21 protein-coding genes are annotated in these 25,898 nt (G+C 34.0%); 11 read left to right on the top strand and 10 right to left on the bottom strand.

Going from position 1 to position 25,898, the window contains the following annotated elements:
- Window positions 1-174: 174 nt before the first annotated feature.
- From IPK88_12245 to IPK88_12215, 7 genes are all read right to left on the bottom strand, one after another.
- The gene (locus tag IPK88_12245; protein MBK8244189.1) at window positions 175-2,430 is read right to left on the bottom strand and encodes a TonB-dependent receptor; all 2,256 of its coding nucleotides are present in this window, start codon (window positions 2,428-2,430) and stop codon (window positions 175-177) included.
- A 96-nt stretch (window positions 2,431-2,526) separates the two neighbouring features.
- On the bottom strand, window positions 2,527-4,596 hold the full coding sequence (locus tag IPK88_12240) for a DUF4331 family protein (protein MBK8244188.1): 2,070 nt from the start codon (window positions 4,594-4,596) through the stop codon (window positions 2,527-2,529).
- 33 nt (window positions 4,597-4,629) lie between these two features.
- Window positions 4,630-6,324 carry a DUF4331 domain-containing protein gene (locus IPK88_12235; protein MBK8244187.1) on the bottom strand — a complete coding sequence of 565 codons (1,695 nt, stop codon included), beginning with the start codon at window positions 6,322-6,324 and terminating at the stop codon, window positions 4,630-4,632.
- Window positions 6,325-6,668: 344 nt separating this feature from the next.
- On the bottom strand, window positions 6,669-7,436 hold the full coding sequence (locus IPK88_12230; GenBank protein MBK8244186.1) for an anti-sigma factor: 768 nt from the start codon (window positions 7,434-7,436) through the stop codon (window positions 6,669-6,671).
- Complete coding sequence (locus IPK88_12225) at window positions 7,436-7,984, bottom strand: sigma-70 family RNA polymerase sigma factor (GenBank protein ID MBK8244185.1); 549 nt, start codon at window positions 7,982-7,984, stop codon at window positions 7,436-7,438. Before IPK88_12225 ends, IPK88_12230 begins: the two co-directional genes overlap by 1 nt.
- Before the next feature lie 43 nt (window positions 7,985-8,027).
- Window positions 8,028-8,288 (bottom strand): hypothetical protein, encoded by a 261-nt coding sequence (locus IPK88_12220; protein ID MBK8244184.1) that lies wholly within the window; start codon window positions 8,286-8,288, stop codon window positions 8,028-8,030.
- 114 nt (window positions 8,289-8,402) lie between these two features.
- Window positions 8,403-8,891, bottom strand: coding sequence for a hypothetical protein (locus tag IPK88_12215; GenBank protein ID MBK8244183.1), 489 nt, complete (start codon window positions 8,889-8,891; stop codon window positions 8,403-8,405).
- Window positions 8,892-8,995: 104 nt separating this feature from the next.
- On the opposite strand from IPK88_12215, the gene IPK88_12210 reads away from it, so the two are divergent.
- The 11 genes from IPK88_12210 to IPK88_12160 all read left to right on the top strand — a co-directional run bounded on the left by IPK88_12210 (window position 8,996) and on the right by IPK88_12160 (window position 21,832).
- The gene (locus IPK88_12210) at window positions 8,996-9,661 is read left to right on the top strand and encodes a ribulose-phosphate 3-epimerase (protein MBK8244182.1); all 666 of its coding nucleotides are present in this window, start codon (window positions 8,996-8,998) and stop codon (window positions 9,659-9,661) included.
- Between the two features lie 25 nt (window positions 9,662-9,686).
- Complete coding sequence (locus IPK88_12205; protein ID MBK8244181.1) at window positions 9,687-12,197, top strand: TonB-dependent receptor; 2,511 nt, start codon at window positions 9,687-9,689, stop codon at window positions 12,195-12,197.
- 89 nt (window positions 12,198-12,286) lie between these two features.
- The gene (gene rpsP, locus IPK88_12200) at window positions 12,287-12,817 is read left to right on the top strand and encodes a 30S ribosomal protein S16 (protein MBK8244180.1); all 531 of its coding nucleotides are present in this window, start codon (window positions 12,287-12,289) and stop codon (window positions 12,815-12,817) included.
- 162 nt (window positions 12,818-12,979) lie between these two features.
- Window positions 12,980-14,365: a hypothetical protein gene (locus IPK88_12195; GenBank protein MBK8244179.1), complete on the top strand. Its 1,386-nt coding sequence runs from the start codon at window positions 12,980-12,982 to the stop codon at window positions 14,363-14,365.
- Window positions 14,366-14,534: 169 nt separating this feature from the next.
- Window positions 14,535-15,572: a hypothetical protein gene (locus tag IPK88_12190; protein ID MBK8244178.1), complete on the top strand. Its 1,038-nt coding sequence runs from the start codon at window positions 14,535-14,537 to the stop codon at window positions 15,570-15,572.
- A 2-nt stretch (window positions 15,573-15,574) separates the two neighbouring features.
- Entirely contained in the window at window positions 15,575-16,381 is an 807-nt protein-coding gene (gene kdsA, locus IPK88_12185) for a 3-deoxy-8-phosphooctulonate synthase (protein ID MBK8244177.1), read from the top strand.
- Window positions 16,381-17,937 (top strand): FAD-binding protein, encoded by a 1,557-nt coding sequence (locus IPK88_12180; protein ID MBK8244176.1) that lies wholly within the window; start codon window positions 16,381-16,383, stop codon window positions 17,935-17,937. The genes kdsA and IPK88_12180 overlap by 1 nt, the downstream gene beginning before the upstream one ends.
- 237 nt (window positions 17,938-18,174) lie before the next feature.
- Window positions 18,175-19,059, top strand: coding sequence for a hypothetical protein (locus tag IPK88_12175; protein ID MBK8244175.1), 885 nt, complete (start codon window positions 18,175-18,177; stop codon window positions 19,057-19,059).
- A 21-nt stretch (window positions 19,060-19,080) separates the two neighbouring features.
- On the top strand, window positions 19,081-19,680 hold the full coding sequence (locus IPK88_12170; protein MBK8244174.1) for a hypothetical protein: 600 nt from the start codon (window positions 19,081-19,083) through the stop codon (window positions 19,678-19,680).
- A gap of 339 nt (window positions 19,681-20,019) precedes the next feature.
- On the top strand, window positions 20,020-21,420 hold the full coding sequence (locus IPK88_12165; protein ID MBK8244173.1) for an MATE family efflux transporter: 1,401 nt from the start codon (window positions 20,020-20,022) through the stop codon (window positions 21,418-21,420).
- 16 nt (window positions 21,421-21,436) lie between these two features.
- The gene (locus tag IPK88_12160) at window positions 21,437-21,832 is read left to right on the top strand and encodes a DUF1801 domain-containing protein (protein MBK8244172.1); all 396 of its coding nucleotides are present in this window, start codon (window positions 21,437-21,439) and stop codon (window positions 21,830-21,832) included.
- 39 nt (window positions 21,833-21,871) lie between these two features.
- On the opposite strand, the gene IPK88_12155 is transcribed toward IPK88_12160, so the two are convergent.
- The 3 genes from IPK88_12155 to IPK88_12145 all read right to left on the bottom strand — a co-directional run bounded on the left by IPK88_12155 (window position 21,872) and on the right by IPK88_12145 (window position 25,836).
- Window positions 21,872-22,525, bottom strand: a complete 654-nt coding sequence (locus IPK88_12155; protein MBK8244171.1) for a HupE/UreJ family protein — start codon at window positions 22,523-22,525, stop codon at window positions 21,872-21,874.
- Window positions 22,522-23,850 carry a tetratricopeptide repeat protein gene (locus tag IPK88_12150; GenBank protein ID MBK8244170.1) on the bottom strand — a complete coding sequence of 443 codons (1,329 nt, stop codon included), beginning with the start codon at window positions 23,848-23,850 and terminating at the stop codon, window positions 22,522-22,524. The genes IPK88_12155 and IPK88_12150 overlap by 4 nt, the downstream gene beginning before the upstream one ends.
- 195 nt (window positions 23,851-24,045) lie before the next feature.
- Window positions 24,046-25,836, bottom strand: a complete 1,791-nt coding sequence (locus IPK88_12145; GenBank protein MBK8244169.1) for a CHRD domain-containing protein — start codon at window positions 25,834-25,836, stop codon at window positions 24,046-24,048.
- Between the last annotated feature and the right edge of the window lie 62 nt (window positions 25,837-25,898).

The raw sequence follows: 25,898 nt of genomic DNA, 5'->3' as shown, positions 1-25,898 counted from the left end.
CATTTTGAAGGTGTTTAAATGAGTGGATTAAACATATCTCACAAAAGCAGTTTACAAAGCCTTATCTCAATTGCTTAAAGGTTCTATCAAGTGCCGAGGACACTTTTTAAATTAGATTTATTTCATTAAATTATTTCGTCGGGCCCAAGTGGCAAACTTGATACCAGCAAAAGGCTAAAAATAAATAGTTAAATGTGATTTTAAAAACAAGGGAGTACCAGGTGTAAAATGAATTTCTGTAACTGATTCAGTTTCATTTTGCAATCGACTTTCTGTTTCAAATTGAGCTTCCTTCCAATCGGTATTCAATAAATTTTGAACAGAGATCCCAATCTCCCATTTATCTTTAGTATAGTTTAAAAGTGCGTCGAACACAACATATCCTTTTGCAATTATTGAATGATCTTCATTTGCTGATCGGTCACCCAAATAACGGTATCTCAAACTTCCATTAAATCCCTTTTTATTTTCAAGTGTAATCCCACCAATGCTAGACCATTTAGCCGCAAGAGGAATATAGTCTTGACCCTTTGCTTCACCGATTGCTCTAGCCTTTGTATAATTTATATCTGTATCAAAATATAATGCGCGAGCTATTTGATATCGCAATGAAACTTCAACACCGTGTCGCGTTGTTTTTCCACTAGGTTCTACAATTGCTGCATCTCCTACGTAAACAAATTCCTGATCCAAATCTAATTGCCACAATGTAGCTGTCAATAATAAATTTTTTATTGGTTTTATATTAAATCCAAAATCAAAGCCTATTGCTTTTGGAAGTATGTCTCGATTTGTTTGACTGACATTAACTCTTGTGTCATTAGAATGAAAACCATATCCTGCATGTCCATTAAAACTAATCATTGAATTTAATTTATAATTGAGATTTAATTTAGGACTTACGATATGTTTGTTGACTAATAATTTATCATATTCTGCTGTTAATTTATTTCTATATATAAAATTAAAATGATCATAACGGAGGCCAATATTACCAGACCATTGAGTTCCAAAATGAAATGATTGATCCGTATATAATCCATAATTGGATTCTTCAATATCTCCGTACGCTAATTGGTTCAAGGTTTCAATTCTATCTTTGGTGTGAGACAATTCACTATTGTTGGTTGCATCAAGTCGCCATTGTACACCGATAGTAGCATTCCAAGTTAACGAACCAAATGAATAAGTTCTTGAATATTCGGACTTGTATCCAAAAAGATCTCTGTTTTCCTTTTGTTTAATTTGATCCCCATTTAATGAATCTTCTAGGAAAAAAGCAAAATTAGAATATAGTTCAAAACGGTATTTGGAATAATAAAATTGATTTTTAAAAAAATCATTATTTGATAAATTGGAGTTTAACTGAATAGATGCATTATACCTAGATGTTAAGCCACCTTCTGTATCATCAATAGATCCAAATCGATCAATGATACCTGATTGTACAGCGCGTTCTGGAATTTGTCCTGAAGCATCCCATCTGCTTGTAAATCCCGATATTGATCCTGTTACATAATGATTCTCAGAAACCTTAGCATTATATTTTAATAATCCATTGAATCTACGATAGTCCTGAGGTGATTTAAAATATCCATCTGAGTGATTAAAATCCAAGGCAGCATAAATGTGTTGATCTTTTGAGTTTAGTAATTTAAATAATGATGTAACTCTTTGAGAATTAAATTTTCCCAGTTCTAGTGAAACTAAATTTTTATCCAATCTGGATTTTGTTTTAAATTCTACTTGTCCTGCCGTTGCAAAATTTCCAATTTTTGGATCAAAAGGTCCTTTACTAAATGATACCTTATCAATTGTTTCTGGTATTAAAAAGTGTAGATCAGCATAACCTTGCCCATGAGCATGAGAGACCATATTGACAGGAATTCCATCTACAAATAATGCAATATCTGTACCATGATCAATATCAAAACCACGCAAGAATATTTGTTCCGCCTTTCCACCGCCTGCATGTTGTGCAATAAATAATCCAGGAACCATTTTTAAAACATCCTGAGATGTATTGATAGGTCTTAATTGCAAATCAATAGCGGACAAGAGACTTTTATTTTCAAGAGCATTTGCAGAAATGGTCACTTCTGCTAAAGCTAAGTTTTTTTGTTTTAAGTCTATTCTAATTGGACTTGTTTGGTGATCAATTATAGCTACCATTGAAGTATTATTCTCATAACCTAAATATGAAACTTCAATGGTGTAATCGCCTGCTTCAATATCATCAAATTGAAAAAAACCAAGCTCATCGGTATAGGTCATTTTATTTAAAGATATAATTATTACCCTTGCATTATAAATGGGTGCATTGGATTTTTCGTCATACACTATACCTTTAACAGTACCATTGTGTAAACTATTCGATGCAAAAGAAAAAGAAACAAAATTTAATACAATAAATAGATAAACGTATTTCATAAGCAATAATTTTTTTAAAAAAGCTGCACCAATATATTTAAAAGTCAAACACATGATGCAGCTGTTATGAGATGTTCTTAAAAAGAACTTGATGAATTAAATTTTATTCAATTTAATAGTTTGCAATATTTGACCCTTGAAACGGATCGTTGCATAATAAGTTCCAGGAATTAAATCTGCGATATTAGCATTATATTCAAAATTGCCAGAGCCTTGATTTGTATTCATGAGCTGACGAACTAATGTTCCATCTTGATGATATAAATGTATACTTACATTACCAGATTCACGTACATGATATTTAAATGTTGTACTCGTTGTAAATGGATTTGGTGTATTAAACATAAATGCTTGAGGTCCATTCAAATCAGTAATACCTGTAGTCCATGATGGTTTCAGAATTTCCGGTTGGGTATAATTTCTTTCTTCACCGGAACAAATTCCTGTACCAGACCAGGGAGCTTGTACATATGGAAATGTACTTGTAAACGAAGTATCATTCTTTTCAATTCCTGTGGTATATGATAATACTTTAATTAAATTTGGTGTCACCGGACTTGCACTAGGATCCAAAGGATTATAATCATCATACCACAATCCTATTGCCGCAAGTGCAACACCTGCCACAGCTTGTAATTCGATACGCGTCACATCATCCTCTAATCTTCTACCATTTGGAAATCCATCCATATTGGGAATAAACTCAAGATTTTTATTAGCATATTTTGGATCGGTTAATCCAGCAACTGCTGCTGCAATAATTCCTAAAGAACTAAATGCAGGATCATTTCTTTGTGTTACCGGAACAGCCATGTTTAATCTTAGCATATCTCCACCATTGGGTAAGAAATTATGGATAAACGGCTTTCCTGCTGCTAATGGATTTCCACCTTTGCCAGTCGCTAAGTGATACGGAATTACATTAGGAACTCCCGTATGAAATATAGGCCACAAATCTACTGATCTTGGCGCTCCAGCTCTTGGCAGTAATAAAGTACCAAAAACAGCATCATCTAAAGCAGTACCATTAAGCGCTGGATTTCCTTTTAATCCAAACAAACCATTTTTTCCATTTCCAAAATCAAATGCACCTAAAGACTTACGTTGAATTCTTAAGCCACTCATCGCAGGAACTGCACCACCAAATAATGAATCATCCATGTATAATCCTAATTCAGGATTATAAAAGAAATTTCCAAATTTATTGATATTAGCTAAATCTTCATAAGGTGAAAGATTATTCCACAAATCTTTATAACCAATTGGAATGACCACTTCATTCGTTAAAGGCATTCCTAATCGGGATACTTGGATCCATTCACCAGTATGTGTTTCTGAAGCAGGGCCAAGTGTTCTGATTTTGGGTCTACTTGCTGAAGCCCATACTCCAATCACAAAATCAGGATCTAAAATTGAAGTAGCCTGTGTTACAGATTTTTTATCCTTTTGTAATAATGAAATCGGCACTTGTATAGCAATGGTAGAAACATTAAAACATGCAACACCATCACGTCCTTGTCCGTCCTTACGAGGCAAATCACCTAAATCAAAAACACCTCCCAGATCTACAAAAAATGGATCATCAGAAGGTCCGCAAAATACTTTTTCTCCAGCACTTGTAGTTGCAATTGAATTGGTCATTAAGACTTGATAATTGGTATTAAGTCCTACCCCCGAAGTAATAGAACGTGGGCCAATATTATTTGGAGGGACCACACCATTTGTAATAACTGATAAAAATGTTAATCCACCATCTATACTTTTTTCTAAACGGTAAGTTGTTTTTTGATTTTGTTTACCTAAACGAATATTAAAAAAAGTAGTAGGATCTTCGTTGGTAATTTTGAAAGTAAATCGATAAACAATATCATCTCCAGGGGTCATAATATTATTATCAATATGAATTTCATAACGCACATTCTCACCGAATGTAAAATAGTTAGGACCACCATGTGCCAATTGCATTGGAACGTAACTCGCGATAATGGTAATCATATTTGGATTATCTGGACTACGGAATGCATAAAGATCCGTATTGTCTGTCAAAGGATCACCAAGTAGCAGCGGTGCTTCACGATGACTTGAAGCAAGCAATACACTATGTGAAAAAATCAACATACAAATCACTCCCAGAAGATTGTTTCGAAGTAAAAAAGATATCTTCATAAATTTATTTTTTAATTATATTTTTAATTAATATTATAAAGTCCCACTCCAAGGTTCAGCCAAGTATGGAAAGCTATTTGTAAACTTAGCATCGTTACTTTCTACACCAGTCGAATATTGCAACACATTAAGTAAATAATTGGATACTGGAGATGCAGTTGCATCTTTAGCATTATAATCATCATACCACAAACCAATAGCAGCTAAAGCGATACCAGAAACTGCTTGTAATTCAATACGTGTCACATCATCTTCAAGTCGTCTTCCATTCGGAAATCCATCCATATTCGGAATAAATTCCAAATTAGTGTTGGCATATTTAGGATTGGTTAAACCAGCTACTGCTGCTGCAATAATGCCAAGTGAACTAAATGCAGGATCATTTCTAGGTGTCACAGGAACTGCCATATTCAATCGCAACATATCTCCTCCATTGGGTAAGAAATTATGGATGAAAGGTTTTCCAGCTGCAAGTGGATTTCCAGCTTTTCCAGTGGCTAATTGATAAGGTATCATATTTGGAACACCTGTATGAAATATAGGCCATAAATCAACAGAACGTGGACTTCCTGCTGCAGGTAATAATAATTTTCCAAAAATATTATCATCTAGTGCAGTACCGTTTAATGCTGGATTTCCTTTTAATACGTATAACCCATCCTTACCATTTCTAAAATCTACACCAAGTTGTAAGGTATTTGATTGGATTCTTAGTCCTCTAAATGCAGGAACAGCACCACCAAATTTGGAATCATCCATGTACAAAGCCAACTCAGGATTGTAAAAGAAATTTCCATAAGCGGCTAATTGAGTTAAATCTTCATAAGGAGTAATTGAATTCCAAAGATCTTTATATCCTATCGGAACCACAACTTCATTGGTCAAAGGCATACCCAAGCGGGATACTTGAATCCAATCTCCATTTTCAGTAGGTGATAAACCACCATTATTAATGGTGCGCAACACTTTACGACTTGCTGATGCCCATACACCAATTACGAAATCGGGATCTAAAATATTTGCTGCATCAATAATTGCTTTGTGATCTTTTTGTAATAATTCAATTGGAATTTGAATCGCGATAGCATGAGTATTATACTTAGCTAATCCATCCCGGGTTTTACTATTCTGACGTGGAAGATCACCTAAATCAAAAACACCTCCTAAGTCAACAAAAAATGGATCATCAACCGGACCACAAAAAACTGTTTCGTTCTGCGCTGTTTTCAATATCGCTTTGCCCATCAAATCCGCATAAGAAGGTGCGTTAAGACCAACCGGACTCATAATGGACCTAGGGCCTATATTAGGTGGTGGAACAACACCATTGGTAATCACAGCTATAAAAGTTTTACCGCCATCTATACTGCGTTCCATTAAATAAGTCGTTTTCAAATTTTGTGCACCTAGACGAATATTGAAAAACGTAGATGAATCTTGAATGACTTTGTGAAAAGTAAATCGATAAATAATGTCATCTCCCGGTGTTGCTGTGTTATTATCAATGTGAATTTCATACCGGATGTTCTCGCCGAATGAATGATAATTAGGTCCACCGAAAGGTAATTCTGCCGGAATATAACATGCTATTATAGTTATCATGTTAGGATTATCCGGACTTCTAAATGCATAAAGATCTGTGTTGTCGGCCAAAGGATCATTGGAGATTAATGGCGCTTCACGATGACTAGAAGCAAAAGCCTGACCGATACTTAATAAAATAAACATCGAACAGGCAAATCGCTTCAAGCCAAAAAGAATACTTTTTTGATTGGTCTTAACAATTTTCATAAATTAAATTTTAGATAATGATAAATAAGACTTAAGTGTCTGTCAAGAAGATATACGATGGAAAGAAAGGTTTGGATTTTTGATAGAACAATTCAATTTCTAACCCTTCAAATCATTATGCTAAGAAGTTAATATAAAATATGATCCATTCTCTATTAACCAAATATAATTTCGATAAATAATGTTTGCGTTCGTATTCGAAAATTCAAAACCTTTACTAATGCACTGTGGCATTATAAATCTTTGAATTTGAATGTATGAATAAATTAAAAATAGAAATTTTACAATTTGCCCAAAACTACCATACTCGTTAAAGTTGGCGTAGGACTTCCACCTCTTTTTTCGACTGTTATTGCAAAGGCTTGTGGATTCATTGCTTTAGCCATTTTAAGGAGTTTGGATTTTTGATCAAAAATTCCTGAATCGATGGGTTTCCCATCTTTAATAAACCAAAGTTGATATTGAAGATCAGCGGTCAATTCAGGAAGACTTTGGGTATTTAAATAAACATCATTTGAAGCCTGATTCCAATAAATAATGGCACTTACAGTCTTTAATGTGTCCAGACTATTCATTATTATTTTTCTAAATTCAGCTCCTGAAGCAATGGAGTAATCTTCCTTGATAGCTTCCAGTTGTGTTATGACAGATGTTAAATTTTCCTGAGAAGAATTAAGTGATTTCTGAGAATCAACCAATTTATTATGAAGTTGCGTATTGTCAATATACAAATAAGAAATGGCTACCATAGCTAACAAGAATGAAGCTGCTATGCTGTATCGAACCCATATCGAAATGGGTTTTTGATTGTGAACTGTAGTATTTAATTGATTGATTTTATTTAAAACATTCGATTTGAGTTTTTCTGATATTGGTTTTGAATGAAGGTTAGCATACTGAAATAAGGTTTCTTCAATTCGATTAATTTCCACATCAACTTCAGGATGCATCGCACGAATCCGTTCAACTTCCAACTGCTCAACAGGTGTAAGTTGTTGCAGAACATATTGTTCTAAAATACCGGATTCTATGTATTCTTGTACATTCATTACTTGTCAATAAAATATTTCCTCAATTCTATAATAGCTGTTCTAATTTTAGTTTTAACGGTTCCCAAAGGTATCTTTAATTCATCTGATAATTCTTGTTGAGTATACCCTTCAAAATAAACCTTTTGAATTAAATTCAATTGATCACCTTGTAATTTATTCATTAAATGTTGAACTCCAATATGATCTACAGACATTTGCTGTTTGTGTTCCATATCAACTTGATTTACGACATTATCAATGGAATGGATTTTAGATTGATTTTTATTGTGTTTAGATTTCAAACGATCTATTGCCTGATTCCTTGCAATATTCAACATCCAGGTAAATAATCTTCCTTTAGCTGGATCGTAAGTTAAACTATGATTCCAAATCTTCACAAAACTATCCTGCATGACTTCCTCTACTTCTTCAGGATTTGTTAAAATTCTTTGTACTACCCCATTCAGTGCTGCTCCGTATAGATCCATCAATTCAGCTAAAGCACTACTATCCTTCGCTTGAATGCGTTGGATGAGTGTTATTTCAGCTACTTGATTATTAAACATAGGATTATAAAAATCGAATAGCAAAGTTAATTCATTTTTTAACTTATTTAATACCAATAACCGATCTAAACAATACACAAGTATCACATTTATCGACAGAAGTGTTAGTAACTATACCATCAAGGGATAACCAATCTGATATGAAATCTACATAGTCTGATATTTTTATTGACAAGACAACTTGGTAGACTTTGACCTTACTTGGTATCAAACCTACCCATCCTTGTGGGATACTTGTGGGATACTTGTGGGATACTTGTGGGATACTTGTGGGATACTTGTGAGGGAGTTCATGGGAGTTCATAGGAGTTCATGGGAGTTCAAGTAGAAACAGTATTATTATTAAATATTGCACATGAAATGGAATGGTTGACACACACCTCAGAATAACAAATGACTTTAGCTTATTGTTTTTAAACTACTTTTTCTTCCAAAACTTCAAATGCTTTTTTTTCTTTTTTTCTTTAATAAAAACATATCTCAGGGTTAGTGCAGTTGATGGATTAAATGGTTCTTTACCATACCAAAAACTAAATGAAGGCAAAAAATCCCACGAGACATTGAATCGGTCAGATGTGAATTCAATCCCTCCAATTAAAGAAATTCCACTCGGATATATTCGAGCTGAATCTCCAATATAATTCCAATGAACTCCGGCTCCATAATACACATTGAATCGACGGGTGATTAAAGGATTATGTTGCTCCAACATAAGTTTAAGTCCAAGATCATCATTTCGATAGCTTGAATTCAAAACGCCTTCAATTGTTAGATGTTTTGCAATTCGTTGTTGAATACTTATACCTATGTCTTCGCAAAGTCTAGCACCCCCGGCTGTAATATATTTTTGGGCATCTAAATCAATCAATAATGCATACGAAATGAGACAAAATAATATTCTTACCATCCGTTAAAAAACGCAAACAGGGGTTTTGATATTGTTTGGACTAATTACCATTATATAGAAATAAACAGAACTTGTTTTTATACCTTTGCTCATATTTTAATTATATGCCAAAACATCTTATTGCGCCTTCTCTATTGTCCTGTGATTTTTTTAATCTTACTAAGGACATTGAACTTATCAATACCAGCGAGGCAGATTGGCTTCATATTGATATTATGGATGGCAGATTTGTGCCCAATATTTCATTTGGTTTTCCAATCATGGATGCCATAAAAGACCATTGCAATAAAGTAAAAGACGTACACCTAATGATTGTGGAACCTGAAAAATATTTAGCCAGGTTTCGTAGTTCAGGAGCTGATGTCATAACAGTTCATTACGAAGCATGCACACATCTCCATCGAACAATTCAACAAATCAAGGAACTGGGTGCTATGGCCGGGGTTGCTCTAAATCCACATACGCCGGTAAGCTTTTTATATGATGTATTAGAAGATATCGATTTGGTATTGTTGATGTCTGTGAATCCTGGTTTTGGCGGTCAAAAATTTATATATCGTACGCTTGACAAAATTGAAACATTAAAATCTGAAATCATATCTAGAAATCTGAATGTAAAAATCGAAGTGGATGGTGGTGTTGGATTACAGAATGCAGAACGCATTCTTCAAGCGGGTGCAGATGTCCTTGTGGCTGGTAACGCTGTGTTTGGAGATCCAAATCCCACGAAGGTCATTTCTCAATTAAAACAAATTGGCCTTAACATTTAATTTGCAAAATAAAGATTAGCAGACTATGAGGCGATTTATTATCCCAATATTTCTATTTCTTTTATATGATAATGCATTTACCCAACAATCGTCCAAATTCTATGGTCAGGCTACAGATGCTCAAAATGGATTGCCTTTAGAATTAGTTATAGTTTATGTACCTGAGACTAATGTATACTTTGAGACCAAAGAAAACGGACGTTTCAGTCTTGAAATCAGTGCAACAAAAAATTTAATCATAAAATGTAGTCGTTTAGGTTACCAAACTCAAACCATTACCTTGGGAAATTGGTCTGGCACGAAGGATCAAGGACTTAATATTAGTTTAATTCCCATTACCAATCAAGAAATCATCATCAAAGAAAATGTAAATACTAGCAACTCGAATATTAAAGAAAATGTAAAATCATTTGAACTGATTCCTACAACTACCGGGAATATAGAAAGTATACTTCCCAGTATAGCCTTAGGTGTTAGGAGTAGTAGCGGTGGTGAATTGTCTTCTCAATACAGCGTAAGAGGCGGCAGCTATGATGAAAATTTAGTAATTATCAATGATTTTGAAGTCTTTCGACCCCAATTAATTAGAAACGGTCAACAAGAAGGACTAACTTTTCCAAATGCTGATTTGATAAGGGAATTAAATTTTTCCTCGGGTGGATTCGAATCAAAATATGGGGACAAATCTTCTTCTGTTCTTGATATCAAATACAAGGTTCCTGATTCGTTGAGATTTAGCATAATGGGCAGTTTACTTGGAGCTAGTGGACATCTTGAAGGTTCAAAAAAGTACAGAAAAAACAGTCCTTCAAAAATCAATTATTTGCTTGGTGCACGATATAAAACAAGTAAATATTTATTGGCTTCTCAAGATTTAAAAGGTGAATATCAACCCAATTTTTTAGATCTACAATCGTTTATTACAGTTGATTTAAATGCTGCTTTCCAATTAGCTTTTATTGGAAATATAAATCGCAGTCAATTTAAATTAATACCTGAAGAAAGCACACAAGCTAAAGGCTCTATAAGCTTTGTTCTTAAATTAAACGCCTATTACGAAGGACAGGAATTGGATTATTTCAATCAATCTATGGGTGGACTAAGTCTGACCTATTTACCTAAAAATAAAAAGCACCCGCATTTTTTAAAATATATGTCAGCTGTTTATACTGGAATTGAAGCGGAGCAATTCGATATACTGGGTTATTATCGGCTTTCAGAAATTGAAACGACCAACGATGAAAATGCAGGTAAGGAAATCAAGCTATGGGGAACCGGTACTCAACATTTATACACCAGAAATTATTTAGAAAGCTTAATATTTCACAATGAAATTCGAGGAGGGCTGGAATTGAGAAACAAAGGCATGGGTGGACATTTTATACAATATGGTTTATCATTTAGACATGAAGATTTACAAGATCGCATTAATGAATGGGAACGCATAGATTCTGCAGGTTATTCGATACCTAATTCAGATACTTTAGTGCTTTTAAATTCAGTACTTAAAACAAAAAATCAATTTACGAATACCAAATCAGCTTTCTGGTTACAAGATGAAATCAGCCTATTTGAGCAGTCCAAAATAGCTTTGAAAATAACTCCTGGAGTCCGACTACAATACACGGAATTAAATCAGGAAATGATTTTCAATCCACGGTGCAAATTCGAATGGGTTCCAAAAAACAGTACTAGGAATGTCCGATATTGGTTTTCTACAGGCTTGTATCACCAACCGCCATTTTATAGAGAGTTAAGAACTCCAAATGGATCTATAAATGAAGACTTGAAGTCTCAAAAATCAGCGCATTTTGTTGCCGGTATGGTTGCTAATTTGAAATTAAAAAAAGTTGGACCAACACCTTTCAAATGGATATCTGAAATTTACTATAAGAAACTTTGGGATGTAGTCAGTTATGACTTAGATAATGTCAGAATCCTATATTCTGGTCAAAACGATGCAGAGGCCTATGCAATCGGTTGGGATAATCGGATTAATGGAGAATTTGCCCCTGGAGCTGAATCTTGGGTAAACCTTTCATTCCTGAGAACATACGAACATTTGTATGACGTACAACATAAAGTTAGGGAATCTGGAAACCCTAATGGCAAAGAGGTCAATAACGTTCCCCGACCCACAGACCAATTCTTTTCTATCAGTATGTTTTTCCAGGATTACCTTCCTAGAAATCCCAATTTCAAAGCTCATTTACAAGCTACAGTCGCAAGTGGATTGCCCTATGGATTCAAAGGAGATAATATCGTATACCGCAATGAATACAGGCATAAACCCTATCATAGGGTAGATATTGGATTCTCTACTTTGCTTTGGGATAGCCATAAAAAATCTGCAAAACCTTACAATCCACTTCGTTTTTGTAGACAGTCATGGATCAGCTTGGAAGTATTTAACTTGTTGAAAGTCAAGAATGAAGCATCGGTTAGATGGATCAAATCGGTATACAACTATCAATTTGCAATACCCAATTATTTAAGTTCCAGAAGAATAAATCTTAGATTGAGATTTGATTTTTAATGAATTAATGTTACCTTTGCGGTGTTAAAGCCCGTCATGTTGGATTTTCCAAGTAAATGGGTATTGGTCTAACTAAAAAACATAAACAAATGGCCGTTAAAATCAGATTACAGCGTAAAGGACGTAAAAAAGCACCGTTTTACCACATTGTTATAGCAGATTCAAGATCTCCAAGAGATGGTAAATTCATACAAAACATTGGGATGTATAATCCTATTTCTAAGCCAGCGATTATAGAATTGGATCGCGATGCAGCGTTCAAATGGTTGATGCAAGGAGCAGAACCTACGGATACGGTTAAAGCGATTTTAAAATACAAAGGTGTAATGTACCGCAAGCACTTATCTCGAGGTGTTGCTAAGGGTTCGTTTACTCAAGAGAAAGCAGATGAAATGTACTTAGCTTGGGTTGATCAAAAAGAAGGCAAGATCCTAGACAAAGTAAGTGCCCGTAAAGCTGAACTTGAAGCTATTAATAAAAAGTTGGTTGGAACTAAGAAAGAGAAGGCAGCACCAGTAGTAGTGGAAGAAGCAGTTTCTCCTGACGCCGAAACGGAAAACGTTGCAGAAACACCATCAGAAGATGTAAGTTCAACTGAAGAAACAAAAGCAGAAGAATAATATTTCGAAATTCTTTAAATAACCAAATAATAATTTACATATTATTGTTATTAAAAGATTTAAGAATTACTATTTGTCAAATTTAAAAATAATATTAGGCCTGATAGGAAGTGATTTCTTATCAGGTCTTGTTTTATAGACATTCAAATAAAAACATAAGCCATGCAAGAACTCGAATTAGATTACAAGGAACGACTCCAGGCAGTTGCAGAAATTATCCAAAGCTCGGACGAATTAAGTGCCTATTTGGAAGAAGAAACACCAGAACTTTATAAAGTCCTGCAAGATACCTACGAACCTTTACTTGCTGAAATCTACAATGAAGTAGCAGAATTGCACCCACTTCAATTACTTCAGGCTGAAAAAGTGATGATGAATCCATTTTTTGAAGGTCTGTTTCTTCCACGATTTTTGGGCTATAGTGTATTACGAGGTGACATTAATGAAGACATTAAATACACACGACCTCAAGAACATTTTAAAGAAGTCTTGATCGCAATTGCGAATTCTGCCAATTTCGATGCCATTAAGCAACGTATAGGTCAAACTGTTCAAGTAGGCTTTGCATTAAGTAGTGATATCTGGATTGCTAATCTTTTAGATCGAATCGAAAATAAAAAGGTAAAACTATTTTTACAATCCATGAAATTAGATCGCTTTAGAGATAAACAAGAGCGAATTAATTTACTTCAACGTTATAAAAAACAATTCACCCACTATAATTTTTTAACCGCAAAATTCCCAACCACTGTAAGTGAATTAAAGGTTGAAACAGATACACTGGTTAATTTCTTATTGAGTCGGATAGCTTTTAGATCCAAACACAATAATTACATCCAGGCCATACATGAGTTAATCTCAAGAAAAGAATTTTATAAAGAACCTGAATTTTTGGAATTACTTGCAATCATTGCGAATTTCATTACTTTAAATGAAGCTGAAGAAACTCATTTATCAAAAGCGTTTAATGATTGCAGATCTGAGAATCCTCAATTTGTAAATCAATATTTTAATTTCTTAAAAAAGAATTACAAACAAGATACCAAGTTTGGTGCAGCTGCCGATCAACGCGTCTATCAATTATTAGACAAAACAAAAACAGATGATCTGGTCAAGTATTATTTATTGATGGACACGATTCACAATAAAGGTTTTGTGCATGAGGATGCATTGGATGCTACCAATGGATTTTATTCACAATACGAGGGTATGTCCATAAATAATGAGGTATTGAGATTGGCTATCCTGCAACAATTCAAACAGGTAGTGGAGCATTTGACAGAACCGGAACATCAATCCTTTTATGAAATAACAAGGACGTTTGCTTCCTACATGAATATTTTCGATAATTCTGCATTCAATCAAGATGTTGAATCCATGTGTATGGAATATATCCAAAAATTAATGACTTTCTATCCAGATAAGCGAAGTCGGGAATACCAAGATGTGAAAAAATTTGTGAACTCATTTTTTGTGGAATGGGAATTAATGACTGAAAAGGAAGTCATGGAATTTTTTAAAATCAAGCGCAAAAAGAAAGACGAATAAAATAATTGATCTTTTTTCAATAATTATTTTTGATATTGTTATTATCTATAATATATATACGGTTATTGATAAATAACTTACAATAATATTTTGGATTAATTTTCTATTCAGGCCATGAATCCTTAATTTTGGGATCGTTATTTGCTAGTATATTCCAAAATAAGGCCTTTTGCACATAGAACCTGAGATCAATTACCTGCTACTTTGGCATTTAAACCAATACAAATGGATTGAATTGCCTGGTTTCGGTATTTGGAGAGCTCAAGAACAAAAGGCTTATATAGACCATAGAACACAACATGTTTTTCCATCTGCTTTAAGCGTTCAATTTGATCCCATACCAGCAGATCAGACCGCTAACATGATTGACCACATGGAACTGGAAACCGGATATGCTAAATCTGATTTAGAAAACAAGTTAGCCGACTTGTGTTTGTATCTGTCAGAATCCATTCGAAAAAAAGGCACTGTGTTTTTTGAACCTTATGGCAACTTGTCGAAAAAAAATGATGAGATGTACTTTGAGGCGCAGCAAATAAATCTGCACGATCGATTCTTTGGATTAAAAGAATTGGCATTACAACCACTTGTTTTAAATTACAACGCTCCAGAAACTTATAAGACACCTATCATTCCTATCACCAATAAAAAATCCAGAAGTAAAGAATTTAGATATCTCTTTATAGCATTGGGGATCTTTTGGCTCATTTTTATTTTATTGTTGATGTGTCCCTCAGGTGAAAGAAAATTCCCGGAAGTGGAACAAAATCCAATCAAACCATTAACTCAGGAAACCATAATCAAAGAACCCGTCATTCAGGGTCAGAAAACACCTTTGGCGAATCAAGATACTCAGGTAATGGCATCAAGAATTCCAGAAAACAAATTAACAAACGTTGATACTTCATTTACAAACCAAAAAGAATTTCAAAAAGAAATTTCAGTAAATGAAAAAAATATAAATGAAATCAACCAACTCATTCAAAATAAACCCTGCGTAATCATAGTTGGTTCCTTTAAAAAAATAAACAATGCAAATCGTTTAGCAAAAACATTAACCCGAAAAAAATACAAAGTCTACCGTGAACCCTATTTAGATTTTCATCGGGTGGGTGTACAATTTGATTGTCTGAAAAAAGATTTACAAACTGTCTTAAGCGAATTAAAAACAACATTTAATTCAGATTGTTGGATACTAAAATATTAACTATGGATTGGACTCGTTTTACAAAACCGGAATCAAAGCAGTTTTTTTTAATTGCTGGGCCTTGTGCTGTTGAATCTGAAGAAATCTGTATGGAAATTGCCGAACGCGTGTCAGTTATCTGTAAACGTTTAGACATACCCTATATTTTTAAAGCTTCATTCAAAAAAGCCAATCGATCGAAAATAGATTCTTTTACAGGAATAGGAGATGCAACTGGATTAGACATTATCCAAAAAGTAGGTCTTAAATTTCAAATTCCAACAACAACGGATATACATACCGATGATGATGCTCAAACTGCAGCTCAATTTGTTGACATTCTCCAAATCCCGGCTTTTCTATGCAGGCAGACATCACTATTGCTTGCTGCTGCAGAAACGATGAAAGTAGTCAATGTTAAAAAAGGGCAATTCATGAGTCCTGAAGGCATGAAACATGCAGTAGATAAAATTCATAAATCAGGAAATCCTAATGTTTGGCTTACAGAACGTGGAACAACATTTGGATATCAAGATTTAATCGTAGACTATAGAGGGATTCCCACAATGAAGTCTTTTGATGTTCCAGTCATCATGGATTGCACGCATTCATTGCAACAACCCAATCAACCTTCAGGTGTAACGGGTGGACGTCCTGATCTGATCGAAACTATAGCTAAAGCAGCGATCGCAGTCGGCACAGATGGTTTATTTATCGAAACACATCCCAATCCAAAAGAAGCTAAATCTGATGGTGCTAATATGTTACCCTTAGATCAGTTAGAATCTTTATTGGAAAAATTAATTAAAATAAGAGCTGCTATCATCTAATGTTAATTGGAACCGTTGATTTTACTTTAGATCCAAATGATCTAAATAATGAGCTCGTTATTAGAGAACGGATTCATCAAACAGCAATGTTTGATTTACCATTGCATTTCTCTTACAAAATCATTCGACGAAATATTGACGCACGGAATAAAAGTGTGTTCTATGTTATGCGTGCTGACATTTATGAGCATGAAGACCTAAGTCAATCTCTCCATGTTTCATCGACTTATAAGGAAGCAGATTCTCAAAAAAAAATTATCATTATTGGAGCAGGACCATGTGGCTATTTTGCAGCTCTACAATGTTTGCGACATGGTATGAAACCTATCGTATTAGATCGGGGTAAAGATGTTCGTTCCAGAAGAGTTGACTTAAGAGCCATACAACAACAAGGCATTGTCAATCCTAATTCAAACTACTGCTTTGGAGAAGGCGGAGCAGGAACTTATTCAGATGGCAAATTATATACAAGGGCTGATAAACGAGGAAACATTAAGTATGTTCTAAACATGCTCGTAGATCATGGTGCAAATCCGGACATACTTGTAGATGTGCATCCACATATCGGCAGTAATAAACTACCTGAAATCGTAAGTCAAATCAGAAAAACGATCACCCAACATGGTGGTGAAGTTCATTTTAATACTTGCGTGAATGACTTCGTCATAAAAAACAATAAATTAGTTGAAATCCATACCAATCAAAATTCGTTTTTGTGTGAGCATGTAATATTAGCAACTGGACATTCTGCACGAGACATATACAGCTTACTCGATAGAAAAAATATTGAAATATTTGCAAAACCATTTGCATTGGGTGTCAGAGTAGAACATCCTCAATCTATGATTGACCAAGTTCAGTATAAACAAAAAATCCGGCATCCCAATTTACCAGCTGCGAGTTATAGTCTTGCGTGTCAAATTGAAGAAAAGGGTGTATTCTCCTTCTGTATGTGTCCTGGTGGATTGATCGTTCCTGCATCGACTGCACCTGGAGAAATTGTTGTCAATGGAATGTCATTATCTCGTAGAGATTCACCCTATGCGAATAGTGGACTTGTAACTTCTGTAGATGAAATTGATTTTCAAGAATTTTCCCATTATAAGGCTTTGAGTGGCATGTATTACCAAGCTCATATTGAAAAAAATGTCTTTAGTCACAGTGATGGAACCCAACGTGTACCTGCTCAAAGATTAACAGATTTTATCCACCATAAATTAAGTGGTACTTTACCAAATTCATCCTATATACCTGGAACCATTTCTTCCAGAGTTGATCAAATTTTACCTAAACCTGTCTATGAAAGACTTCAACGTGGTTTACTTCAATTTGGCAAAAAATTTAAACACTATCTAACCCAAGAAGCGATTGTTGTTGCAACAGAATCACGTACCAGTGCTCCTGTTAAAATACCACGTGATCCGATCAGCTTGATGCATCCCCAAATTATTGGATTATATCCTGCAGGCGAAGGTGCAGGTTATGCAGGTGGAATTTTGTCTGCAGCAATGGATGGAATCAAAGTGGCCGATGCCATTTGTCAAAGGTTGACGTGAAAGATTTTACTTGGTGCAATAAATGCATTTAAATTGAAAACAAAATATCAATTTGACATTTTATCTATTGCATAGAGATCAAATATAGCTCAATATTAATTTTTGGTTAAATACGATATTAATCCTCATTTTGATACAAAAATGACCAATAAATAAAAATAATGTCTTTAAAATTAGGAATTATATGCTAAACAGCATATTTTTATTCTCAAATATTGGAAACTTAATTAATTGGGAATGAAAAAATTAATTCTTAAACTCCTATTTGCACCATGTTTCGTTTTTAGTATCCTACAAGCTCAAGTCATTGAAGAAGATGCAGCTAGATCCTACTTGCGTCATGGTAACGCTGAACCCTATTTTAGCCCGCTAGTTGATGTATTATCCTCTACTTTACACACGAGTTCATTATATTACAAACATCCGGATTCTAATCGTAGTTTCCATATTTATATCGGGGCAACTGTAGTAGGGGCATTTATTCCATCAAATATGAAAAGTTTTGATGGTCATACTGAGGCACCATATAGTCCTACGACAACCATTCATGCCCCAACAATATTTGGCGACAATAACTCCAATACCTATTACGATCAATATGGCAATGCTTATAATTTCCCAGGAGGCTTTGACATCAGACAAATAAATATGGCCGTTCCTAATATCCATGTAGGCACTCTTCTTCACACTAATTTTAGTGGTAAATTTTTTGCATTAAATGTTGGTGGGGACTTAAAAAAAATTGAAATATTTGGCTTTGGTATTAACCATTTCATTAGTGATTATTGGAATGCCAAAAACTATTTTGTGAGTGCAGGTGTTTCTTTCGATCAAATTAAATTAGGCGGATACATGAAAGGCAAGCAATTTTTAGCTCAGATTACAGGAGGTCAACAATTGGGGATATTCAATTATTGGGTTTTTACTCAATATCAAAAATCACCCTATGAATTCTATTATGAAGATGAAATAGAAGGCAATGGCACAGTTAAAATAAATGGACAATCTAATATCAGAGCAGGAGTAGGATTAGGATTACAACTTTGGAAATTTTATCTGCATGCTGAAGGTTCAGGCTTTAAACCTTTCATTGGTGCATTAGGAATTGGGTTACAATTTTAAATGATGATAAATAAAATTAATATGAAAAGGATAATTTATTTTTTTATTTTAATAATTACAATGACAAGTTGTGCCAAAGACCTTGTAAAATGGGAGTTTTCGAGAAAACCAATTATAAACGAAGCTGGTGATTTTTCAAACTCAGGTTTAATTATTCACAAGACAATATCCAAAAATGATATTATTGCTAAACTAGATTTACAAGATGCGGAATTAAAAACCTTAAAAATAACCTATGCTGATGTTATTTTAAATTTATTAGATGTTCCACAGGCTGACAGTATCAAATTTGAACTTTTTTGTGATGCGATACCTTTCAAACCTTCACATACAGGGGTAGTGGCTATTAAGCCAGGTTCTACTACAAAAATACTTAATGAAGAAAAAATTAAATTAGGATCAGTATCCCTTCAAGCCATTAATTTAGTTAATAATATTTTAGATAATGTCATCAATAACGGCCAAGTGATTAAATTTGATCTTGTTGCGAGAACTGTTCCCGGTGGTGCATTGATCGAAGGTAAGGCAGAAGTTTCAATTTATTTTGATGCCACTATTTGGAAATGTATTCAAAAACCAACGTATGCCGTTTTTGAAAAAGATAAGGGCCCCTGCAATTAGGATTAAAATCTGACACAACTTAATAAATTCTTGATATTCTCTTGCACCGTTTTGATATTTAAATACGTTCATGCTATTAATTTAATGAGCGGAGCAAATAAATTATATTCCTCCACTTTTTAATAAATTTTAAATTACGTATGACTTCTCTGATGACAAGGGTTGTTTGGTTGTATTCGTCTTTATGTATTCTTGACCAAAATATAACTCATAAAATAATAGGCCTTAGCCACATTAATAAATAAAATGTGTCCATATTTAGCTGGCCGTTTCAACCAATTGGATTAAATGGCACAAAAGATTTACGTACTTTCGTTCTTTAAAACTAATTAACCTAACATTGTGACTCCCTTTCCAAAGAAAACTTTTCTAGCTAAATCAATTTCCATAATTAAGCAATCATTAGATGGCAAAGAACAAGATTACACTTCAGGAAGTATTCGAACTGCAGTATTTCTATTAGCTATACCAATGATATTGGAATTAAGTTTAGAAAGTGTATTTGCAGTAGTAGACATTTTTTTTGTAAGTAAGTTGGGTCAAGATGCCATTGCAACTGTTGGCTTAACGGAGTCTATGATCATGATCATTTATTCTATTGCTATTGGCTTAAGTACTGGTGCAACCGCAATTGTGGCACGTCGCGTAGGCGAAAAAGATCCTTACTCCGCAGCAACTGCCGGAATCCAATCCCTTTTTATTGCATTTGGGATTACACTTGTATTAAGTATTATTGGAATAATCTATGCTGAAACATTTTTATCTTGGATGGGAGCTAGTGATTCTGTAATTAAAAACGGTAGCATTTTCACCCGTATCATGTTAGGTGGAAGTGGCGCCATTATTTTCATATTTTTAATCAATGGAATTTTTAGAGGTGCTGGAAATGCAGCTATGGCTATGAAAAGTTTATGGATAGCAAGTATCATCAATATTATTCTTTGTCCAATTTTTATTCATTATTTAGGTTTGAAGGGTGCGGCTATAGCGACCGTGATTGGAAGAAGCACAGGAGTTATTTATCAATGTTATCATTTATTTAAAGGAAGTGGCATGTTGCAATTTCATAGACATCAATTTAAACTAAATTTTAACATCATCAAATCATTGATTCATATATCATGGCCAGCTACCTTACAATTTTTAATTGCAAGTGGGAGTTGGATTGTCATTGCAAAAATAGTTGCTGAAACTGGAGGTACCACTGCATCAGCAGGATTTCAAATTGCACTTAGAAATGTAGTATTTTTTATTATGCCGGCTTGGGGATTAAGCAACGCTGCAGCAACATTGGTAGGACAAAATTTGGGAGCAAAGCAAATTCAAAGAGCAGAAAAAAGTGTGCAGATTACCTTGAAATACAATGCTATATTCATGAGTTTGGTGATGTTGCTTTTTATATTTTTTGCTGATTCAATCATCAGAATATTTACCCACGACGAACCCGTAATCGGATACGCAGTACAATCTCTACAAATTATTGGTGCCGGATATATTTTTTATGGTATTGGAATGGTTATGATCCAAGCATTAAATGGAGCAGGTGATACTCGAACGCCGACGATTATTAATTTTGTTTGTTTCTGGTTATTTCAAATTCCATTGGCCTATCTACTTGCCTATACATTCAATTTAAAAGCCTTAGGTGCATTTATTGCCATTCCTATTGCTGAGACGTTGATAGCACTTATCGCATGGTATTATTTCAATAAAGGATATTGGAAGCAAATTAAAGTATAATCAACAATTCCAATTTATGGCATTCCAAAATGGCATTCAATTCAAATCCTTAGTGGAATTTTGGGAATATCTTCCACCAGAAGAATCTTTAATTGCCGAAATATTGAGGCAAATTATAATTGAAAAATTGCCATTAACACACAAAGAAAAATTATGTTATAATGTACCCTACTTTTATCTAAAACGCCGTGTATGTTTTATATGGCCTGCATCTATTCCATGGGGAGGATTCAAACATGGTGTTATGTTGGGATTTTGTTACGGCAACCGACTTCATGATAAACATCAATATTTAACCCATGGAACGAACAAACAAGTATTTTATAAAATTTATAAATCTGCAGAAGAAATAGACGAAAGTGCAATTCAGCAATTAATCAATGAAGCCATTGCAATAGATGAAACCTGGTGAGTGATCTATAAATTTTATTTGTAATATGAATATAACATATCAAATCATTCTTTCATAAATCCAATACATTGATATTATAGCAATAATACATGATATTGGGACAATGATTCTTTGTCGATACCATGTTTTTTGATAAAACCATTTTCCAATAATCAACCAACATATTAGTATAATGGCAAGTTGACCTAATTCAACACCCAAATTGAAACTAAACAAACTCAAAAAATAGTCTTTTTGGGGCAAGCCCAAATCAACCAAAACATTAGCAAAACCCATACCATGAACCAAGCCAAATAGAAATACAATAACAATTCGACTTGGTTTAATCTCTTTAACTATAATATTTTCAATGGCAACAAAAAATATGGATAAAGCGATAATAGGTTCAATAATTTCAGGTAATGGTTTTATATAACCATACATTGCCAATCCCAATGTAATCGAATGTGCTACCGTAAATGCGGTAGCTTGCCAAATTATATTAGATAATTTATTCCCTAATAAAAACAAACTGATCACAAACAAAATATGATCTAAGCCCAAGGGAATAATATGCGTAAATCCTAAACTCAAATATTGGCCAACTATATCTTCACTTGAAAGATTGACCAATTCATAATCAATGGTGTGTGCATTAACAATTATTGGCAAACCAAAAAAAAGAATCATCAAAGACCCAATTAATTTATTCATAACATCCAAATAACAGCTTCTAATTCAGTGTCCAAGTAAGGTTTTTTGGCAAATGCTGATTTTATGAGTTCAAGTCCCAAAGACTGATTACCTATTGCTTTCTGCATAATTCCTATTCGGGCTAAAAATTCAGGGTTTTTATAATTTGTTCGCATAGCCTTTTCGATTAAAGGTTTCAATTCTGCTAGTTGACCCAAATTATAATAGGACCATGCTAATAATTCACAAGATTCAATATTCATCGGTCTACGTTCATAATCTCGTTTACTATACTCAAGAGCATTTTTAAAATCTTTAATGCTCAAATAAAGTTTCGCTAATTCACGATCAGAGAAGTGTCCCATTTTCTGATCTTTATATGCAATGTCATTATCTTTTTTTAGTGAATTTATTGTTAGTTGGGCATATTCATTCATTGTATCAAGTTGTTGATTTAGACCATACAATTCAACTAATTCCTCAAAAAATGAAGCATCTGCCATAATCTTGATGGCATCAAGTTGATATTGAATAGCTTGATTTAATATTCCATTTGCTTTAGCAATTTTACCAAGTCCTGATAATGCAAAAGGATAATTAGGACGTTCTTCCAAAGCCATTCGATACTGTTCCTCAGCACGAACTAAATCACCTGAATTTTCATACAGATGAGCCAATACCATTCTGGCCCATTCTGTTTCTTCACCCCCCGGATAACCAGCAGTAATAGCTAACTGAATAGCCTCTATTGCACCTGGCACATCGCCATGCAATTCTCTTAAATAAGAAATTCTCGAATAAGATCTAAGATCAGGTCTCAATCCAACCATTTTGTCTGCCATCAATATGGCTTCACTATAATTTCCCAATTCCAGATGAGCATCAGTTAATAATCCAAATACATAAGCATTATAACTATTTTCCAGAGCAACTCCTTCCATCAATTGTTTGCACTCTTCAAATCTATGTTGAGACATGAGAACGGTTCCTTTTAGGCATAAGGCATCTAAATTTTTTGGTTCCTTTTTAAGCACATGGTCTATGAGTTCAAGACAAGCTTCATTATAATATGAAAAATTTCCACTAACCCTACCCTCCTGCAAATATTCTTTAGCCAATGCCAGATAAAATTTATTTTGCCCTGGTTTTTTCTTTATTTCAGTCAATAGCTGAGCAGTAGTTTTTTGTACAATGGGCCAATCAGCAGCAAGTGATAATTCAGCATTACGGTCTTTCAATTGGGGTAATTGAACAGTATTTTTTCCCTTATTATAAATATAAAAAGCAAAACTGGAACAAGAGATAATCAAGACCAGATAAGTATAACGGTAAATTCCTTTTTTCATATTGTTTCGTTTAGATTACATTTAACATTATATACGAAACAAAGGCAAATTCAGATTTAATGAACTAAGAAAAAATGAAATTCATTCACTTTAGTCATAAGAAATTAAAAAATGCGCTATAACTAACCACCAGCTTAACTTATAAAACGAATCTATTTGAACTAATCTTTAACACCAAAAATTTATGGATTAATGCTATGGCTTTACTATTTTAAGATTAGTGTACGTAGCACCATTATAAGTGGCATTGAGAATATAGAATCCACCTGGTATTTGGTCTATATTTTTATAGATTCGATTCGTACCAGCTTGTAATTTTTGAACCCATGAATTCATTTTTCTTCCTGAATGATCAAGCATTGAAAAATGGATATCTGAGTTTTGATCACTAAAAATATCCAAAACCAACTGATCCTCATTTAAAAAACTAGTCATAAAAAAATCATTGATTTTGGGTGTTGATGTAGATACATTAAAATCACAGGTTAATAATTTACGCACCTGTCCTCTGATCTCACCAATAACTCTAGATTTGGTTTTGATATTTACATAAGCTAAGTCATTCAAGATATTAGCTGCTATTGGAGCGTCTATATTTACAAACTCAAATAAATATGGATCCGGAACCGGCATATCAAAAAATGCTGGACCTTGAGTTCCAACCAATCCCCGATACATCTTAACAGAAGTAACATCTGCGGCCTTCAAACTGTCCACCAACATACTATAGATCATTTCTGTTTTGGACTTATTGACTGCTAAAAATGCAGCTCCATAGGCTTTTGAAGTTGTGAACGAAACTTCTTGCTGACTACACATATCAAACGCAAAGGAATGATACAAATTATTGATTAATTGCCCTCTGATTTCACCATTTGGGTTAGTCGCAGATGTCATCTCAAAATACAATTCATCTTTTAAAAAAGCAGTTAATTGACTTTTATTTAAAGGGATTTTACCCGTATACTTGCCTGAAGAAGTTTCTTTTAATGTTGCCATTTTAATACCATTAAATCCGACTTCACCATTACTAATTCTTGCTTCAATAGGGCCAAATCCCGTGTACTGTAATTCAAAAGTCAAGGTATCTTGCCTTGGAAAATTCAAATAAGCATAGGCATAGGCTTTGCCAAAGGCATTCACAGGAGGTACAACTTGTTCTCCCTGTAACAATGCAGAGGCTTCAATAAAATCACTAAACTTCAATTTGCCTCGAATTTCACCATTTGGATTATTTGCTGTAACGATAATGATATAAGCCTGATCCAAGAAGGCAGCATCGAATATTTGCTGAACGAGTTCAATACTATCTGTTTTACCTTTCAAGATATCGTCAGCTCCTAATTCAACCAATAATGGGCCATTTTCAGTTTCTGACCCTATATGGATAGAAGCACTTTTAACCCTTCCTGATAAACTGAATGCAGAAATTTCATATTCCAAGGAACTCAGAGGTAAAGATATTCGGACAGTACCAATTCCTACACCACCAGAATTTACTTTAGGTACTACCTGATCTCCTGAGGCAACCACTGAAAACATATATTCACTAAATAAATAAAACAGCCCTCTGATTTCACCATTTGGATTCGACTTGGTATCAACTTGAATATAAATTTGAAAAAGATTCGCTAACTCATAAAAATCTTTAGGCACATCGGCATTTCCAGTTAATTTATTCCCATGTACAAAAGGTGTGAAATCTAACAGAACGGTCCCATTTTCATCAGGATTACCCACAAACAGCTTGACACTAGTTATTGAATCGGAAAGATCTTTAAATAGTCCATGAATCAACATCCGTTTTTGATCTTCAGCAAACATAATGGTAACCAGTCCCTGTGCTACACTTGAAGCGGGAGGTACAACTTCGTCAGGAGTTAATGTACACACAAACATCATTTGCCCATTGCCTGATTTAGCAATAGTAGGCACTAAGAAAACTATAAAAAGCGTATAAATAAAGCTTAGGAATAATTTTTTCATCATCATTTTTTTGGTCGCTAAATACTCATTTGTAAGGGAACAAATATAGCTATTTGTGTTGA

It is taken from the genome of Candidatus Defluviibacterium haderslevense (genome assembly GCA_016712225.1).
Lineage (GTDB): Bacteria > Bacteroidota > Bacteroidia > Chitinophagales > Saprospiraceae > Vicinibacter > Vicinibacter haderslevensis.
This window is presented reverse-complemented; position numbering and strand designations above follow the sequence as displayed.

Bases quoted from the DNA above. Each gene is read 5' to 3' on its own strand.
- IPK88_12160 (MBK8244172.1), top strand. From the start codon at position 21,437: ATGGCATTCCAAAATGGCATTCAATTCAAATCCTTAGTGGAATTTTGG.
- IPK88_12225 (MBK8244185.1), bottom strand. From the start codon at position 7,984: ATGTTTAATAATCAAGTAGCTGAAATAACACTCATCCAACGCATTCAA.
- IPK88_12195 (MBK8244179.1), top strand. From the start codon at position 12,980: ATGCAAGAACTCGAATTAGATTACAAGGAACGACTCCAGGCAGTTGCA.
- IPK88_12180 (MBK8244176.1), top strand. From the start codon at position 16,381: ATGTTAATTGGAACCGTTGATTTTACTTTAGATCCAAATGATCTAAAT.
- IPK88_12215 (MBK8244183.1), bottom strand. From the start codon at position 8,891: ATGGTAAGAATATTATTTTGTCTCATTTCGTATGCATTATTGATTGAT.
- kdsA (MBK8244177.1), top strand. From the start codon at position 15,575: ATGGATTGGACTCGTTTTACAAAACCGGAATCAAAGCAGTTTTTTTTA.
- IPK88_12145 (MBK8244169.1), bottom strand. From the start codon at position 25,836: ATGAAAAAATTATTCCTAAGCTTTATTTATACGCTTTTTATAGTTTTC.
- IPK88_12205 (MBK8244181.1), top strand. From the start codon at position 9,687: ATGAGGCGATTTATTATCCCAATATTTCTATTTCTTTTATATGATAAT.
- IPK88_12175 (MBK8244175.1), top strand. From the start codon at position 18,175: ATGAAAAAATTAATTCTTAAACTCCTATTTGCACCATGTTTCGTTTTT.
- IPK88_12245 (MBK8244189.1), bottom strand. From the start codon at position 2,430: ATGAAATACGTTTATCTATTTATTGTATTAAATTTTGTTTCTTTTTCT.
- IPK88_12210 (MBK8244182.1), top strand. From the start codon at position 8,996: ATGCCAAAACATCTTATTGCGCCTTCTCTATTGTCCTGTGATTTTTTT.
- IPK88_12235 (MBK8244187.1), bottom strand. From the start codon at position 6,324: ATGTTTATTTTATTAAGTATCGGTCAGGCTTTTGCTTCTAGTCATCGT.
- IPK88_12230 (MBK8244186.1), bottom strand. From the start codon at position 7,436: ATGAATGTACAAGAATACATAGAATCCGGTATTTTAGAACAATATGTT.
- IPK88_12170 (MBK8244174.1), top strand. From the start codon at position 19,081: ATGAAAAGGATAATTTATTTTTTTATTTTAATAATTACAATGACAAGT.
- IPK88_12155 (MBK8244171.1), bottom strand. From the start codon at position 22,525: ATGAATAAATTAATTGGGTCTTTGATGATTCTTTTTTTTGGTTTGCCA.
- IPK88_12220 (MBK8244184.1), bottom strand. From the start codon at position 8,288: ATGAACTCCCATGAACTCCCTCACAAGTATCCCACAAGTATCCCACAA.
- IPK88_12240 (MBK8244188.1), bottom strand. From the start codon at position 4,596: ATGAAGATATCTTTTTTACTTCGAAACAATCTTCTGGGAGTGATTTGT.
- IPK88_12150 (MBK8244170.1), bottom strand. From the start codon at position 23,850: ATGAAAAAAGGAATTTACCGTTATACTTATCTGGTCTTGATTATCTCT.
- rpsP (MBK8244180.1), top strand. From the start codon at position 12,287: ATGGCCGTTAAAATCAGATTACAGCGTAAAGGACGTAAAAAAGCACCG.